Source organism: Carboxylicivirga longa, from assembly GCF_050589825.1.
Lineage (GTDB): Bacteria > Bacteroidota > Bacteroidia > Bacteroidales > Marinilabiliaceae > Carboxylicivirga > Carboxylicivirga longa.
This window is the reverse complement of record NZ_JBNGOZ010000004.1, coordinates 184,246-200,509: the sequence shown is the minus strand read 5'-3', so window position 1 is coordinate 200,509 and position 16,264 is coordinate 184,246. Positions and strand designations below refer to the sequence as shown.

Genomic DNA, 16,264 nt, shown 5'->3' with positions numbered 1-16,264 from the left:
AAGGCTCCATGCAGCCTTCCCTTTTTTGTGCCATAAGTTTTCCATAAATCATTTTATGCCATCATCACATAATGCTGAAGGTCTGGGATTTTATTAAAAATAATTTGTAATTTTAATTGCTATGGCCACAGACTTAAGCATTATATACACTAATAAGTTGTGGGGCGATGCCTTACGCGCACTATTATGCAGCAACAAGGACTTTTGTGTGGGTCATTTCTTACATACCGATCAATGCAAAGCCGGCGCCCTAAGGTCAAAATCTATTGTCATCCTGGAAACCGTTTATCCTAGTGCTGAAGTACTCAGGCAAGTAAAGGAACTTAAAACCAGCGGTCATTATGTCTTACTGGTGGGCTACCATTTGAATAATGAATTTTTACAATTATTATTCGAATACGATCTGGATGCCTTTGTGCTCAAAACATGCGGAAAATCAAACCTGTTTGAAGCCATCCATAACGTAGATCAAGGGCAAAAATATTTCTGTGCACCCATAACAGAAAGCCTGTCAAAGCGCCTTCATGATCATCAACACGGTGAAATACTAACCACACGCGAAAAAGAAATACTATTGGGGCTTGTTAGCTTGGTAAGCACCGCGCAAATAGCAAAAAAGATGAATATCAGCGAGGCCACCGTACGTACACACCGCAAGAATATTATGCACAAGTTTGGTGCAAAAAATTATTTAGGTCTGCTCCGATATGCCTGCCGCAATGGCCTGTTGCACACACCCAACGAACCCTTCTGTGTGGGTTGCCGTAATAAAAAATGTGTACCTGCCCAAAATGGGTAAATAATGAACCACATTTTGGGTAGTACATCCCACCATTTTATGTACTAAGTTTCAACAAATGCTGTATTGTATGCCAACAGACAGGCTCCTACCTTTATTTTTCTTATTAATCATTAAATCCATTTATTATGAAATCACTAATAAAGGTATCAGTTTGGATAGCTACGATGGCTATTTGCTTTATTGGCTGCGAACGCTGGGGAGGTCAAATTGACAATCCCGACTCGGATCGACCCACCGATGTAGGATCGGAATTTGGCAAACGAGGCAATAAGGGCAGTACGGATAAAGGAACGCTATACGGCGATTTACTTTACATTTTACGCCACAGCAATGGCACCCCCGTTTATAACCTCGAGGGCTTTGTTCAACCCCTGGCTTTTCTCGATGGCGAGCCTTTCATCAATGAGGACGGCGTTCAATATCTATGCGCCATGAACGAAGAAGGTGAAGTAGAAGTTAACTTCTATATGGATGGTGACGAAAGAGTAGAACATCTGGGCGTAGGCCCTCTGGAAGTGGGTTTTGGACGTACCAACTTATTCCGGGCTCCTCAAAGCGTGCTCGACCAGGCACTTCGTGAGGCCATGAACGGCCTATCAGAGGTAGATGTAGAGACGATACAACTTGACTTCTGTGGACGCTTATTTGGCGTGCGCGCCGATGGTAGCGAAAAAACCATTGATTCACCCCGTGAGAACTTCGCTTTGTATCAAAGTTTAATTCAAAATGAAGGTTATAATGGTATTTGTGAAGTTTGCATGGAATTAAACTACCAGCACCTGTACGACTTTTTCTATAGCTGGAATTATAACTGGATGAACGTTGCGGCAGGCTGTTTTGCAGGAGCCAATGATAAAACCGGGAACGTGGATGTTGATAAAGTGGAATATGTACATAGTTTTAAAAATTTAATCGGTCTCAACCCCATTGAGGACGATATGAATAAACTATACTTTAACTTTGGTGATTTTAATGGCTACGACCGCTCAATATGGAATGATGTTAAGTTGGGCTTCCTGGTATGGAACGGCACCTACAACGAAACACCGGCGCCGGAAAATATTTTCTCTGTTTCAGACATCTTCGAAGGCGTCATTGCTGAGTTTGGCTATGGCGAACAACCAAATTTCACCTATAATTCAATGAGCAGCTGGTTTAAATCTGATAACGTGGGCGGCTTTGCTCAGTTTATCGACGACTGTAACCAAGTTTTGGAATATGTGCACGAGGACAGCAATATTGTTTGGGTAAGAGACGAGTAATGTGTTTTGAAAGTTCCATGTTAATTAGGTAATCACAGAACGATTCTTTATTAACTCCTTATAATAGAGAACTGTTCCATAAAACAGATTGATCGCTCTATGAGCAAACAATCATAATAAATTGATAAAAATTTAATAACACAAAGGATGTTTCAGGCGGGTGTACGCCCAAGCACTACTGAGCTTTGCATTTTAAAAGATGCATACTACCCGGAATAGAATCCAGCGAAATTCCCATAAAGCCAATACGTGAACACCTGCTCTGAACATCCTCCCCTAATCCTGAAGCTATGAAAACCCGTTGCTTCATAAGTTTTTTAGCGGGTCTACTCCTACTTTGCCAGCTGCCCCAAGCCCAATCCGACAAAAGGTCGACAGACAGCGCTCCGCACTACTATCAGCTGAGGCGATTCGCGCAGGATCGGCAATTGCAATATGATCACATGCAAGCCCTATTAGAAGCTTTTGCCAAGCGCTATGAGCTATCGCGCGTTATACCCAATAATCGGGGTGGTGTAGCCGTATTACAATGGATTCGCAATAAACGCCCCGTTTACCTGAGCACTCACAACACTATGGCAGCTTTTACCATTGCCGCCGATGCTGTGTGGCCAACGGGGAATACTGGTTTTCAGCTCGATGGCACCGGCATTGAAATAGGTCTTTGGGATGGAGGTGGCGTCTTGCAAGCCCATCAGGAGTTTGCAGTTGAACAAGGTATCTGGCAGCGGGACAAACCCTCCTTTCTGCTGAACCACTCCACACATATTGCAGGTACACTTAATGCAGCAGGTGTAGTCGCCGAGAGCAAAGGCTTGGCCTGGAAAGCGAGCATACTGGCTTATGATTTTGGCAATGACGAAGCAGAAATGGCGTTGGCCGCCTCCGAAGGGCTGTGCCTTTCCAACCATTCTTATGGAGCTATATGTGGCTGGAGCTTCAACCTACAGAACGAAACCTGGTACTGGCACGGCCTGTTAAGTGAAGACCCGGATACTGACAAACGCTTTGGTCTATATGATATTACCAGTCAGGATATTGATTTCATGGCCTACCATGCCCCGGCCTATCTAATGGTTAAGTCTGCCGGCAATGACCGGGGTCAGGGGCCGGTCAATCAGCCGGTAAGGCACTTTGATTGGATCGATGGATGGGTAGAAGCCAACGACATCCATAGCATTGACGGTGGTACAACGGGCTATGGCTGTCTGACGCCCAAAGCGGTGGCAAAAAATAACCTGGTGATTGGTTCGGTCAAAGACCTGCCACAAGGCTATATATCGGCAGAGAGCGTGGAAATAGCTGCTTACAGCGCCTTTGGTCCTTGTAACGATGGCCGTATAAAACCCGATTTGGTGGCCAATGGCGAAGGTCTCTTTTCTTGTGTGAGCGACAGTTTGGATGCTTACAGCATTTACTCAGGCACATCCATGGCTGCTGCCTCGGTAAGTGGTGCCCTCGCTTTACTTTTACAGTACCAGCAGCAGCGTCAGCCCGGCATCTCCTTATGGTCCTCCAGCCTTAAGGCGCTCCTGATCAACACAGCCGATGAGTGTGGCTCATCACCCGGACCCGACTACCAATACGGATGGGGTTTGCTCAACACGGAAAGGGCGGCTTCCTGCATGCTAAACGACATGGCCTCGGGCGGTGCCTGCATCAAACAAAATACCCTGAATGAAGGTGCAGCACACAGCTACCCACTCCACATTAACCAAGGACAGGAGTCCTTAAAAATGACACTCTGCTGGACCGATCCACCGGGGCCTGTTAATACACCGGGAGATCAGACACAAGCAGCCCTGTCCAATAATCTGGATCTCACACTGATTAATGAAGCAACGGGCGAGATACACTACCCCTGGATGCTGGATCCTGCCAATCCGACAAACGCCGCAACAAAAGGAACGAACTGCATCGATAATGTGGAGCAAATACAGCTGGATAATCCACCGCCTGGCGACTACTGCATCGTTGTCAGTGCAACATCCTACAAAGAAGATGACCCACAATCATACAGTCTGGTAATTTATGGACATGATATTACAGATGAGCTCTATCCTGCCACAAACCTGCGCTACCGTCAGGCCACAAATCAAGCCCGACTTTACTGGACACCCCCCACCATCTCCCCGCATTGCTACCTTATATACTGCAATAACGAACTTATTGGCAGTACCGGCGATACTTGCTTTACAGCACCCAACCTAAATAATGGCACTCTATATCGATTTCAAGTACGTGCCAGCTATGCCAATGATCAGCTTAGCCTTCCAAGCAACACCATCGATGTGATGCCTCGCGAAATGCTTACAACACCCTATGCTACCAATTTCGAGGCAACACCGTCGGACTGGGAAATGAAAGGTAGCCTAGATGGATGGCGATGGGGCACTAAAGACTCTACTACCTCCTATTATTTAAACTTTGACAATACCGAAGGCCATTTCATCTGGATCGACTCGGGCATTAACACATGGCACGCACACGTAAGTGATGTAGCCGCCTCACCACCCCTTAATTTGGCCGGGCACAGCAACATAGTGGTTACCTACAGATATATATTTGTAACCGGTATGTACAATGTTATTGATGAAATGCATTTGGCCTACCGGCAAATTGGCGATGAAGCATGGACCAAAGTAGCCCAACCTGTGGCCTCTTCAAAATGGTATAGCGCCACTTGCTCCTTACCGCCGGAAGCAGCTCTTGAAAATGTACAAATTGGATTTTATTACGATGATTTTTATCTACAGGGTATGGGGGCCGCCATTGATGACATCAGCATTAGCAGCACCCCCCCAACAGGGCTGCCTAAAAATAAATTTAGCAGCACAGTTTACCTGGTTAACAGGCAAGTACACATCGAAACCAGCAACACGGCTATTCAAACGCTTCCCTGGGAACTAATCAACCTCAGTGGTAGACTGATCGACCAGGGACAAGTACAACTTATCGGGGGCAAAGCACGCATACAACTTACTAATCGCTATCACGGCATCTGTTTATTGCGTTTAAGTTTTAAATCACATAGCGAAAGCCACAAACTATTAATTCCCCATCATTGACTTATGAGCTGCCTTATCCTGGCCAACAGTACTCTTATCTAAGATTTGCCAGGCTGTGGTTGAACTTTTTTCTTTGTACGTTGTCTTTTTACTACGATTGATTGGTTGGTTTTAAAAAACTGTTTTACTTTGCACTGACTTTTTAAAATAAAAGGTGAGATAAATTACTTGTAAATCAAGTGTTTTTGTTTGGATTGATTTTAAAAAGACCATCGACTTAAAAACGATAACAATACTAAATTTTATAAAATGGAAATCGGAAGAAATAAATTTGTTACCCTTTCTTACGAATTGCGCACCAACAGCGCCGAAGGAGAAGTGATCGAAAAAACAGAATCAGCAGCACCTCTTGGCTTTGTATTTGGAGCAGGAAAAATGCTGGAAATGTTCGAAACTAAACTGGAAGGTCTTACTTCGGGCGCTGCCTTTGACTTTGAGCTAAAAGCTACTGAAGCTTACGGCGAAGTGAACCCCAACGCCATCGTTGAGATTCCGAAGAATATTTTTGAAGTAGAAGGAAAAATTGATGAAGAACTCATCGCGGTTGGCAATCATGTACCGATGCAGGATGCCCATGGCAATCGCCTGAACGGGCTGGTGCTTGAGGTAGGTGAAGAAAAAGTAAAAATGGACTTTAACCACCCCCTAGCCGGCGACAACCTGTTTTTTAAAGGTGAAGTACTGGAAGTACGCGAGGCTACCGAAGATGAACTGATGGCATCTTGCGATACCGGATGTGGATCAGGTGGCTGCGGCGGTGGCTGCTCATGTGGTTAATCGAAAAATACTATTGAATATCAGAGGGAAGTGTTATCACTTCCCTTTTTTGTGCCTTTTCAGTAATATTTGACAATTGAAATTGATGTGCTTTTTGGCAGAAATATAAGCAAGCTGTCAATAGACTTGATTCTTTGTACTTTTCTGGCCTATCCTGCTTACAGATCAAAGCCCACCAGACGATGATAATTATCACTCACTTTTGGGTGTATGCTTATAAACAACTATTTTTACCATTCATTTTATTTCAAACTATAATCAAAGCGCAATATGTCTGCAAATTCTTTTGGCACCTTGTTCAAGCTCACCTCCTTTGGCGAGTCGCATGGTAAAGCTGTAGGTGGTATCATTGAAGGAGTGCTGCCCAATACTCTGATCGACGAAGATTTTATTCAGGGCGAGCTTGACCGGCGACGCCCCGGACAATCGGCCATTACCACCCCACGTAATGAAGCGGACAAGGTGGAGTTTCTGTCGGGCATATTCGAGGGGAAAGCCACCGGCACACCCATCGGTTTTGTGATATGGAATAAAGATCAACGCTCCAAGGACTATGGCAATATAGCCGATGTGTATCGTCCCTCTCACGCCGACTATACTTATCAGAGTAAATACGGCATACGCGATTACCGGGGTGGCGGCCGCTCATCGGCCCGCGAAACCATTGCCCGCGTGGTAGCCGGTGCCGTAGCCAAGCTGATGCTGAAGCAAATGGGTATTACCATTCAGGCTTTTACCTCCAAGGTAGGTGCTATACAGCTGGATAAACCCTATCAGGAACTGAACCTGGAAAATACTGAAAATAACATTGTGCGGTGCCCCGATGCGCCAACAGCAGAAAAGATGATTAGTTATATCGATACCATTCGGAAAAATCATGATTCGGTAGGCGGTGTGATCAGCTGTGTGATCAAAAATGCACCCGCCGGCCTGGGAGATCCCGTCTTTGGCAAGCTGCACGCCACCTTAGGCCAGGCCATGCTGTCCATCAATGCGGTAAAAGGCTTTGATTACGGTCTGGGCTTCGGCGCCACTGATTTGAAAGGCTCTGAGCATAACGATGAGTTTTATATGGAGGGTAATCGGGTACGCACCCGAACTAACCGCTCGGGCGGCATACAGGGTGGCATCAGTAATGGCGAAGATATCTATTTCAATGTGGCCTTTAAACCCATTGCCACCATTCTGATGGAGCAAAATACCGTGAACAGGCAAGGCGAGGAAATCAAATCCACCACCCAGGGCCGTCATGACCCTTGCGTGCTACCACGTGCCGTGCCCATCGTTGAGGCCATGGCCGCCATCACGCTAATGGATCATATACTGATGAATAAAATGTATCGGTAGCATTCAAGATTTGTTATGGAACGGTTCTCTATCGGAAGATGCTTAGAAAGAACCGTTCCGTGAATAAAATTTAAGAGCACAACAGCGCTTCATGTGACGAAACGAAACTTCCGTCAAAAACAACTCACAAATTAATGTAGCCAATTGACAAGAACGTCATCATTAGATATCTTGTGAAGAAAGTCTGCTATAAAACAACATACAGACACAACCAAAACAAGATCTATGAAAACAACATTTACGCTCTTAATCATGATGGGCCTGTTGGTTCAGGTAACAGCCCAGCGCAACACCCCTTTCAACCGGAAGGCAGAAACGAAGGCCAAACAGAAAGTCACCCAACTAAAAAGCAGCCATAGCACCTTTTTACCCTCAAGCATAGCTGTCGACTATTGGGAAGGCAATGACTGGGTGTTTGATTACAGCATCAGTTTTGAATACGATGCCGCGGGCAATGTAACGGTAATGACAAGCCAATATAATCGAACATTGAACGTCTACGACGACCAAAACCGACTGACTCAATCTACTAACCAGCGGTATGACGATGGCAGCAGCAGCTATGTAAATGAGTTCCGTAACAGCTACGCCTATGATGAATATGATCGAATTCGCGAAACGATTTACGAAATCTGGCAAATTGACACTTGGGTCATGGCAAGTGGCGAACGTATAGAGCGCAGCTACGATACTGAAGGCAACATGCTGTCCGAGATCTTTTCCTATTACCAGGAAGGTATTGGATGGGTAGAAACAAACGGTTATAAAATAGAACGCACTTACACCGATGATTTATTAAAGGAAGAAACCCGGTACTATTTGCAAGACAACGCCTGGCTGCCCACATACAAAACAGAGTTTTTCTACAATGGCAATCCATACCCGGTCAGTGCTTTAGACTATGAAGGAACAGACGGCGTTCTGGAACTTATCGGCCGCTATATTGATGTTAGCTGGTATTACTGGAACGGCGATTTGGACAAGAGCTACCTCGAAACATATACCTTTCAGGCCTACCAAGGCACGGGCGACATAAACGCCCCAACCAGCTATGTTAATGATGAAAAGATGGAAGCCGAATACCCCGAAGGTGATGGCAACGGGCGGGCCCCGGTCATTATCGAAACCTATTTGGACTGGTTCAATGCCAGTTGGCACAACTATGAGCGCTACACCTACGAGGACAAGGATAACTACGAAAGTACCCAACAGGAATCTTGGGAAGCCAACGCCTGGTTAAAGACCTATTACGACAAATTATACCAAAGTGACCTACTGATTTATCATATTCAACACCACTATGATTCAGGCGTTTTGATCCAAGTTGATAAAGAAACCACTGAGATGGATAATTTTGGCAATATAATCGAAGAAAAAACCGAAATGCATGCAGGCGATGAAGTTTGGATACAAATGTTTGGTTCCCTTTACGAACTTAGCTACGAAGGCACAAGTGCCAAGCTATTGGAACGCATCACTAAATTATGGATTCCGAATTTGGCCGTCTACCAAAATTCAACACGCGAAAGGTATCACTACACCGCCACCAATGTGAATGAAATAGATTCCCAGGGCATAACGGTACACCCAACCCTATTTCGCTCATACTTATATGTCACATCAGACGCACCTTATGTAAAGGCTACAATTTATAATCTAACCGGTAAGTTAATGATGCAAACTACCTTAGGAAAAGGTCGCAATACACTCTCCACAGGCAGTCTACCCAAGGGTTACTATATCTTAAAGGTAAATAATCAGGTATTCAACCTCCTTAAAAGATAAAAACCAATATTATTAAGCTGAGTTCAAGTAAAATTTTGAACTCAGCTTAATAAGGAATAAGTTTTGAATATTTTCTGTTGCGCAGATAGTTACTGATAATACTTCGGGTATCACCATTGTCGTCGTAGCGGGTAATGTACTCTTTAAAGGTATGAGGGTCACTTACACAAGCACTTTCATCGATATAGCCCCAACCCAGGTAAGAACCATTTTCAATAACAACAACAGCCATCTCGGTCACATTACGGCCACGATCAAGAATCACAAGGTTTTGATAGCCGTAGGACAGCGTGCTTAGCAGCTTATCGACCCGCTGATTATAGTCGGCGGCGGGCTCCTCACCCACACAAGCTCCTTTACAAGAATTCAGCTGATACTGAAAACAGCCATGCTTACCCTCGTACAAGCCACACAACTGCTGACACAGGGCATATTCCTCAATCCATTGAAACAAGCGCTCACGCCCCTCCTTCAGGGTATCGAATGAGGCAGCGGGCACCTCTACTCCACCAATCGGTTTCAATAGTAGCCGCTCATAGCCTTTCCGATCGGTGTAATGATACAGCCCCACGCTATTCTTTCGGCGTCGCTGAGCGCGATTATAACGCGGTTTATCCTGCTTTATCTCCTCTGATTCCTTCAGCAGGGCAATCAGCTCGCTTCCGGTGATACAACAGCTTATAACGGCGGCATTTTGCTTCATCTCAATGCCCTTTTTAGTGCGCGGATTGCCCAGGTGCGTAATGATGCGGTTGCGTATATTATTACTTTTACCAATATATATCAGTTCATCCTTATCGTTATGAATATAATAAACACCCGTTTGCGCTGGTAAAGTCTTAATATGATCGATGGACAGCCCTGAATGCAAGCCATCGGCAGAAAATTGCTGATAGGGATCCTCAGGATTAAGTAAACCGTTATTCTTTTTTAATAATATTTCGAACAGTTCCACGGTGGCCAAAGCATCACCGGCTGCCCGATGTCGTGCATAGTTGCTAATGCCCAAATCAGGGCATATTTTACCCAAACTGTAGGAGGCATGACCGGGCAAGAGCTTACGTGCCAACTTAACCGTGCATATTGTGGGCATCTCAAATTCGTATCCCAAACTATTAAACTCCGCTTTGATAAAATTGTAGTCAAAAGCAGCATTATGGGCCACAAACACAGCGCCCTTGCAAATATCAACAACCTCCTTGGCAATCTGATAAAATGGGGGAGCATCTTCTACCATCGCATTGGTAATGCCTGTAAGCGAAGTAATGAAGGGCGGTATATAAGCCTCCGGATTTACCAGACTAACAAACTCATCCACTACCTTTTCCCCATCATGCCGATAAATGGCAATTTCGGTAATCTTGCCACTCTTCATATTACCACCTGTCGTTTCAATATCAACGATTACATACATACCCTTCGCGCTCTATCTTTGATTTACCCGTATTAACAAGCTGATAAAAATACTAATTTTAATAATTTATCACTCAGCATTTTCCCTCATTTATCACTTCATAAGCCTTGTATTTTCTTGGATACAGCCTTGTAAAAGCTTATATTTGTAGTACGATCATTGACAAAGACATTCCGCATCAGTCGTATTTAGATTGTTAAACTCAACACTACCAGAATACCGAGTGACGCTATGTTTTTAAAGAGCGGGCCTCGCCCTTTGGGTTACTATTTATAGTACGGAGGATTATCGATAATTACATGCACTCAAATCCTGTTTACAGGAGTTTAAATAATCCCGGGTGGTGCGGTCCTTATAAGCAAGGCAGTCATCCTTTTTTAGGGCGACTGCCTTTTTTACTTCCTACTACTAAAGCTCTTTCAGTAGGATATTTCCTTTGTTGTTCTTCAGCAGCTCATCAAATTCTGTAAGTATATTTTGCAGGTTATGCAAATGACTGGTCTCTTCAAAATGGAGGTCGCGGCTTCCCTTGGCCTCAACCATGCCAATTACTTTCATTACCGTAAGTTGATTGATATCCAGTGCCGGTTGGTAGAAAGTTTCTTTCTCATCATCGCTATTGACTTCGGAGAACACATTACTGATGACCAACTCATACAACACCTCGTTAATGAGACGAATGGGAAGCTTCAGTGCATTGGACAGCTCCATATTATTGGGCGCTTTTCCTCCATGCTCAAAGCGTTTGATGACAAATGAGGCTACCATGAGGATTACATGGCGCTTATAGGCATAGCTGACGCGGCGTGTGTCGGCATCAAACTCATAGCTGTCGGCATTTTGAAAGGCAAATGAAAGCTCGGCTCCCAGCAGAACAATGAGCCAACTGGCTTGCATCCATATCAGAAAGAATGGAAGGGCTGCAAAACTACCATAAATAGCGTTGTAACTGGTTACAGAGCTCTGAAAATGGATATAGCCATATTGCAGTACCTGAAACAGTGAACCGGCAATGATACCCCCAAACAAGGCTGCCTTGAACTTCACCCGGGTGTTGGGCATGATATAAAGAAGCAAGGTAAAAACAATCCACACCAAAATATTGGAAGAAGCATAGATGAGGGAAGATACCCCATTACGCTCAAAACCCATATTCTCGAGATGTTCCGTTACAAACACCGCCATTCCGCTGCTTGATATCATAAAGATAATGGCAAGCAGCATCAAGGAAATATAATCACTGAATTTACGGATAAAGGAACGCGCATGCTTCACCTCCCAAATGTCATTAAAGGAATGCTCGATATTACCGAATACCTTCATGACTGACCAAAATAGCACTACCAAACCAATTCCGGCTATTTCCCCTCCGGGTGTCTTCTCAAGGTAGTTTAAAGCAAAATTAGAGATAAAATCAAGCACTTCCTCCTGACCTTCCAGTTTCTGGGTTAATATGGCCTGCAGCTTCTGATCCAAGCCAAAACCTTTGGCTATCCCAAAAGCCAAAGCTGCTACCGGCACTACCGACAGGAGCGAGTAGAAGGTAAGTGCCGAGGCCTTAAGCTGACACTTATCGTTGATAAATCCCTGCACAGCGATACTAAGAATGCGCAGTAAGCGTATTAAGAAAAACTGTCTTTTAGATGTTTTCTCGGCTCTGATGCGCCATATTTCTTCCTTAAAAAAGTGAATTAAACGTGTTACACGGTTTTTCATGGATAGTGATTTAAAGGAAGAAAAAATAATAGCAAGCCTGTAAGCCGGGTCCTGTCTCTCCTTGCGGAGCGTCTATCATTTATCTAGAACAACAGTCACCTGTTATTTCGAGCGACCTACCCCTCACAACTTCTTACGAAACAAAGCGAGCCACCTTGCTCCTTGCGGAATTATGATATACATGGTCTTGCAATCCGTAAGACGTACAACTGGAATAGTTACCTACCCCATTGGTGAGCTCTTACCTCACCTTTTCACCCTTACCCGAAGGCGGTTATTTTCTGCTACGTTACTATGCCCTCACGAACATCTTCCTTTTCAGAAGTACGGTGCTCTATATTGCCCAGACTTTCCTCTCCAAACCGAAAGTTTGCAGCGATAGACCGGCTTGCTATTGGCACAAAATTACGATAATTTATTCAATCTTGAATGGCAAGTACTTGTCAAATTCAACCAAGTGGGCATCTTTATACCCTAAATCCTTTACTTTCTGCAGTTCCTGAATAGCTACATCACCCTTAAAAGAGCCCGTTGTGTAGCGAAAGATCTTATCTTTCATACGAAACTCCATCACCTCGTCGATGCCCTTAAAATGCGTCAGATAAACCGGAAAACGAAAGGCACTCAATTGAATGGTATAGGTTTTATTAGGATCGATCTTTCCTTTCAGATAGCTGCTGCCGGAATCTGACTGATTGCGTAGCACATACTCAGCTGTATTCACTACAAAGGCCTGCTGATATCCCAGATTACGAATCTGCTGAAGGGCTGCTTTAGCCTGACCATGGCTGTTGAAATCGCCTACGGTAAAACGCAGGTAACCATCGGCACAAGGATACTCCCGCGCCACCTCTACATTTTTAAAAAACGCTGGAACCTGCGGTGCCTTGCGCAAGGCTATTATTTGAATGGCATAGTACGGCGCACGCGGTTCATCCATCCGAATAATCTTCTTATTGGTGCGCAGCTTCTCTAATTTATCGGCTTTGAGAGCCGGATTACTTACCAGAATTAAAGTAAGCAGTATAATGGTTTTCATATTCATTATTGACAAGCTATTAGGGTGTTATAGTTAATCATTAATCACGAATGCGCCAAACAACCACTTCGATTCGCCGGTTCACCAGATGCTGGCTGTCGGAACAATACACGCCGCGCTTACATTTATTAATCAGGTAGCGCTCGCCATATCCTCGCGGTATCATCTGATCATCGTTAACGCCTTTGGCGATCATTACCTGTTCGGCCTTATCGGCAATTGTTTGAGATACCCGAAGGTTATTATAGCGGTTACCTTTCGCCTCGGTATGTCCATTCAATTTCACTACAATATTTGGATTTTGCAAAAGATAGGTGGATAAACGATCCAAAACAGCCTGCCCTTCCTTAGTAATCGTATTATCACGATAAGGCACCACCATCTTACCAATATCATCCAGCACATCATCGTTAAAAATCGGAGTTAGCATCAGGCCATTATTATTAATGTCTTCAATTTCCATAACATTTACCAGCATGCGCTTGGTTTTATATTCATCACCTTTGGATACAATAATTTCAAATTCCTGATCCTCTTTTTTATACCCATCAGGGATGCTCAACTCGATACGTCCTTCTGAATCACTCTTTCCTGTTACCACTTCTTCACCAGTATTAGCATCCCTTATCAATATAGTTACCCCGGCAATAGGGCCGCCATTAAAGGTAGAGGTTAGCTTAGTGCTAAGACTGGTGGGATACATGGATAAATCCACTGTAGACGCTTCCGGTTCACTCACCACGGGTATCTCATCCTGCATATCCACCACCGGTACTTCGTCGAGGCCAAAAATAGGCGGTGCATCATCTTCCTCAACTTCTTCAACGGGTGGTGCTATGGTAAAAACCCCGTCGTTACTCCCATCTCCCAGACGGTTCGACGACAGAAAACCACGACTTGGATCAATGGGGCTTAATACGTAACCAAAATCGTCCATACCGCCGTTGATAGGCTGACGAAGGTTAACCGGTGCTCCAAAACCATTGGGCGTATATTCGGCCTTAAAAATATCGAGTCCACCAAAACCACGGTGTCCGTCAGAAGCAAAAAACAGATTACCCTCCTGATCGATAAAAGGCCATTCCTCATCGCCAAAAGTATTGATCTCACGCCCCAGGTTAATGGCATTACCTACATCGCCCGATGATTTAATCTCGGCACGCCATAAGTCTTTTCCGCCGAAACCGCCTCTTTGAGTTGATGAAAAATAAAGATATTTATTATCGGGTGATACAGCCGGATAAGCCGTATTATAGGCATTGTCGTTGATGCTCAGTTCCCGCTCGTTGACCCACTCACTACCGTCAAATTCGGAAGTGAAAATCTTCAGGCGACTGTCGCCACCGCGGATGCGCACCGGTTTGGTGTAATAAATACGTTTATAATCGCTGGTAAAGGCAGTGGCTCCAACATGATAATCCGACTCGAGATTTTTTGAAAAAGACCTTTTCCCTTCCTGAATCTCACCATCCACCAGCTCGGAATAGAAGAGGTTGAGAAAGCCTTTGCCCGAGCGATCTACTTCTTTGCTACGTCCTTCCTTCTCGGCAGAATACACTACACCCTCTTTGAAATACTGAATACCAAAGGACTGATCGCCCACCAGCAAACCGGCAGGGTTAACCACCACATCTGGGTTAAAGCCCCCATTTTCTTTGGCCCACTCGCAGGATTTAATCAGGTTATCCATGTCTATGGGATTGGCACCCTCCTGCTTGGCCTTTGTATACCACTCGATGGCCAGATCAAAACCCCCGGCCTGGTGCCAGCACACAGCGAAGTTAACAATATCCTCTCCCTTTAAATCATCCTGCAAAGCTTCGTAACGACTCAAAGCTTCGTTTTGATTCTTCTGGTGAAAATAGCATCGGGCAATCTCAATTTTTGTTTGAGTATCAAACTCAGCACCTTTTTCAGCTGCCATATTATAATACTCCAATGCCCTGTAGTATTCCTCGTTAGCCAAAAACTGCTGCGCTTTTCTTAGTTCACTACGCTGCGCCTGTGCACTCAACACTGCCAGCAGCATAAGAAATAGAAATAATATTCGAGAATTAGGTTTCATCGCTTCACTGTTTTATCAAACAAAATCGTTTTCATTTACTTCATGATATTTTTTAGAAATATCGGATCGATCGCATACCAGCCCGCTTATTAAATGAGAAATCGAACTGTAATCCTATTTCATGTGAGCCATACTGTCCAAACTTATTCAGTGGCGATAATGAATAGTCAAAGGAATAACGAACCGACCATTGCCGGTTGATTATGTACTCAGTCAGGAAGACCACTTCGGAGATACTACGATAGCCTGCTCCTAACCAAAGACGTTCACTTAATAGTACATTACCAGAGACATCAAAGGTAAGGGGTGCACCCACCACAGCACGTATTAATGCAGTAGGTTTAACTTTTACCTCGCCCCAATCAAAGATATAGCCACCGTACCAATAAGTATGCATATTTTCAAAACTTACGGTATTTTTAAAATCACCATCATTTTCTTGTGCTTCATCGAATGATGGGCTAAAAAATCGTGGTATTGAAAACCCGGCAAAATAATTTTCGGCGTAGTAATAAGCACCCACACCAAAATTGAAACCCAAGATTGACTCCTTACGCATAAACATTGGATCTCCGTAATCATCGGTAATGGCCTTAGTTCCATCATACACATTTGAGGTAACCCCCACCTGTAATCCTAATGATAAAAACTTGCGTCTTCCCATTTCCAACTTATAGGAACCGGCAGCCATAAAATTGAAACTATTTGTAAAACCAATGCGATCATTCTCAAGTACAACACCCACACCCAGATTGGTATCCTCAATGGGGCCGTGCACATTAATGGCCTGACTCATGGGCGAATCGTCCATGCCCAACCATTGACTCCGGTGCAAAGTTAGTCCACTAATTACATCCCGGGTACCATTATAGGCGGGATTTAACACACCCTGATTGGCAATATAGTGATTGTATTGTACCTGATCCTGTGCCGTGGCGGAGCCAACCAACATCAGCATGCACAATATGATTAATAAATATCTCATAGTT

11 protein-coding genes and 1 other RNA gene are annotated in these 16,264 nt (G+C 44.3%); 6 read left to right on the top strand and 6 right to left on the bottom strand.

Going from position 1 to position 16,264, the window contains the following annotated elements; translation table 11 throughout:
* Positions 1-121: 121 nt before the first annotated feature.
* From ACRD7A_RS05160 to ACRD7A_RS05135, 6 genes are all read left to right on the top strand, one after another.
* On the top strand, positions 122-799 hold the full coding sequence (locus ACRD7A_RS05160; RefSeq protein ID WP_430810064.1) for a response regulator transcription factor: 678 nt from the start codon (positions 122-124) through the stop codon (positions 797-799).
* A 128-nt stretch (positions 800-927) separates the two neighbouring features.
* A complete protein-coding gene (locus tag ACRD7A_RS05155; RefSeq protein WP_430810063.1) occupies positions 928-2,064 on the top strand; it encodes a hypothetical protein in 1,137 nt (378 codons plus the stop codon).
* A gap of 443 nt (positions 2,065-2,507) precedes the next feature.
* Complete coding sequence (locus ACRD7A_RS05150) at positions 2,508-5,132, top strand: S8 family serine peptidase (RefSeq protein ID WP_430810062.1); 2,625 nt, start codon at positions 2,508-2,510, stop codon at positions 5,130-5,132.
* A 249-nt stretch (positions 5,133-5,381) separates the two neighbouring features.
* Complete coding sequence (locus ACRD7A_RS05145) at positions 5,382-5,909, top strand: FKBP-type peptidyl-prolyl cis-trans isomerase (protein WP_430810061.1); 528 nt, start codon at positions 5,382-5,384, stop codon at positions 5,907-5,909.
* A gap of 270 nt (positions 5,910-6,179) precedes the next feature.
* Complete coding sequence (aroC, locus tag ACRD7A_RS05140) at positions 6,180-7,256, top strand: chorismate synthase (protein ID WP_430810060.1); 1,077 nt, start codon at positions 6,180-6,182, stop codon at positions 7,254-7,256.
* Between the two features lie 225 nt (positions 7,257-7,481).
* Positions 7,482-9,041: a T9SS type A sorting domain-containing protein gene (locus ACRD7A_RS05135; RefSeq protein WP_430810059.1), complete on the top strand. Its 1,560-nt coding sequence runs from the start codon at positions 7,482-7,484 to the stop codon at positions 9,039-9,041.
* 46 nt (positions 9,042-9,087) lie between these two features.
* Here the strand turns inward: ACRD7A_RS05135 and ACRD7A_RS05130 are convergent, their stop codons facing one another.
* From ACRD7A_RS05130 to ACRD7A_RS05105, 6 genes are all read right to left on the bottom strand, one after another.
* Positions 9,088-10,455 carry a 3'-5' exonuclease family protein gene (locus ACRD7A_RS05130; RefSeq protein ID WP_430810058.1) on the bottom strand — a complete coding sequence of 456 codons (1,368 nt, stop codon included), beginning with the start codon at positions 10,453-10,455 and terminating at the stop codon, positions 9,088-9,090.
* Positions 10,456-10,863: 408 nt separating this feature from the next.
* Complete coding sequence (locus ACRD7A_RS05125) at positions 10,864-12,171, bottom strand: YihY/virulence factor BrkB family protein (protein ID WP_430810057.1); 1,308 nt, start codon at positions 12,169-12,171, stop codon at positions 10,864-10,866.
* A gap of 24 nt (positions 12,172-12,195) precedes the next feature.
* An RNA gene (rnpB, locus tag ACRD7A_RS05120) (RNase P RNA component class A) lies at positions 12,196-12,566 on the bottom strand.
* A gap of 20 nt (positions 12,567-12,586) precedes the next feature.
* A complete protein-coding gene (locus ACRD7A_RS05115; protein ID WP_430810056.1) occupies positions 12,587-13,210 on the bottom strand; it encodes an SPOR domain-containing protein in 624 nt (207 codons plus the stop codon).
* A 40-nt stretch (positions 13,211-13,250) separates the two neighbouring features.
* The gene (locus tag ACRD7A_RS05110; RefSeq protein WP_430810055.1) at positions 13,251-15,275 is read right to left on the bottom strand and encodes an OmpA family protein; all 2,025 of its coding nucleotides are present in this window, start codon (positions 15,273-15,275) and stop codon (positions 13,251-13,253) included.
* Between the two features lie 52 nt (positions 15,276-15,327).
* Positions 15,328-16,260 (bottom strand): PorP/SprF family type IX secretion system membrane protein, encoded by a 933-nt coding sequence (locus ACRD7A_RS05105; RefSeq protein WP_430810054.1) that lies wholly within the window; start codon positions 16,258-16,260, stop codon positions 15,328-15,330.
* Positions 16,261-16,264: the final 4 nt, after the last annotated feature.

What these genes read in the sequence shown, in the direction of transcription:
- ACRD7A_RS05160 (WP_430810064.1), top strand. Translation starts at nt 122, where the DNA reads ATGGCCACAGACTTAAGCATTATATACACTAATAAGTTGTGGGGCGAT.
- ACRD7A_RS05155 (WP_430810063.1), top strand. Translation starts at nt 928, where the DNA reads ATGAAATCACTAATAAAGGTATCAGTTTGGATAGCTACGATGGCTATT.
- ACRD7A_RS05150 (WP_430810062.1), top strand. Translation starts at nt 2,508, where the DNA reads ATGCAAGCCCTATTAGAAGCTTTTGCCAAGCGCTATGAGCTATCGCGC.
- ACRD7A_RS05145 (WP_430810061.1), top strand. Translation starts at nt 5,382, where the DNA reads ATGGAAATCGGAAGAAATAAATTTGTTACCCTTTCTTACGAATTGCGC.
- aroC (WP_430810060.1), top strand. Translation starts at nt 6,180, where the DNA reads ATGTCTGCAAATTCTTTTGGCACCTTGTTCAAGCTCACCTCCTTTGGC.
- ACRD7A_RS05135 (WP_430810059.1), top strand. Translation starts at nt 7,482, where the DNA reads ATGAAAACAACATTTACGCTCTTAATCATGATGGGCCTGTTGGTTCAG.
- ACRD7A_RS05130 (WP_430810058.1), bottom strand. Translation starts at nt 10,455, where the DNA reads ATGTATGTAATCGTTGATATTGAAACGACAGGTGGTAATATGAAGAGT.
- ACRD7A_RS05125 (WP_430810057.1), bottom strand. Translation starts at nt 12,171, where the DNA reads ATGAAAAACCGTGTAACACGTTTAATTCACTTTTTTAAGGAAGAAATA.
- ACRD7A_RS05115 (WP_430810056.1), bottom strand. Translation starts at nt 13,210, where the DNA reads ATGAAAACCATTATACTGCTTACTTTAATTCTGGTAAGTAATCCGGCT.
- ACRD7A_RS05110 (WP_430810055.1), bottom strand. Translation starts at nt 15,275, where the DNA reads ATGAAACCTAATTCTCGAATATTATTTCTATTTCTTATGCTGCTGGCA.
- ACRD7A_RS05105 (WP_430810054.1), bottom strand. Translation starts at nt 16,260, where the DNA reads ATGAGATATTTATTAATCATATTGTGCATGCTGATGTTGGTTGGCTCC.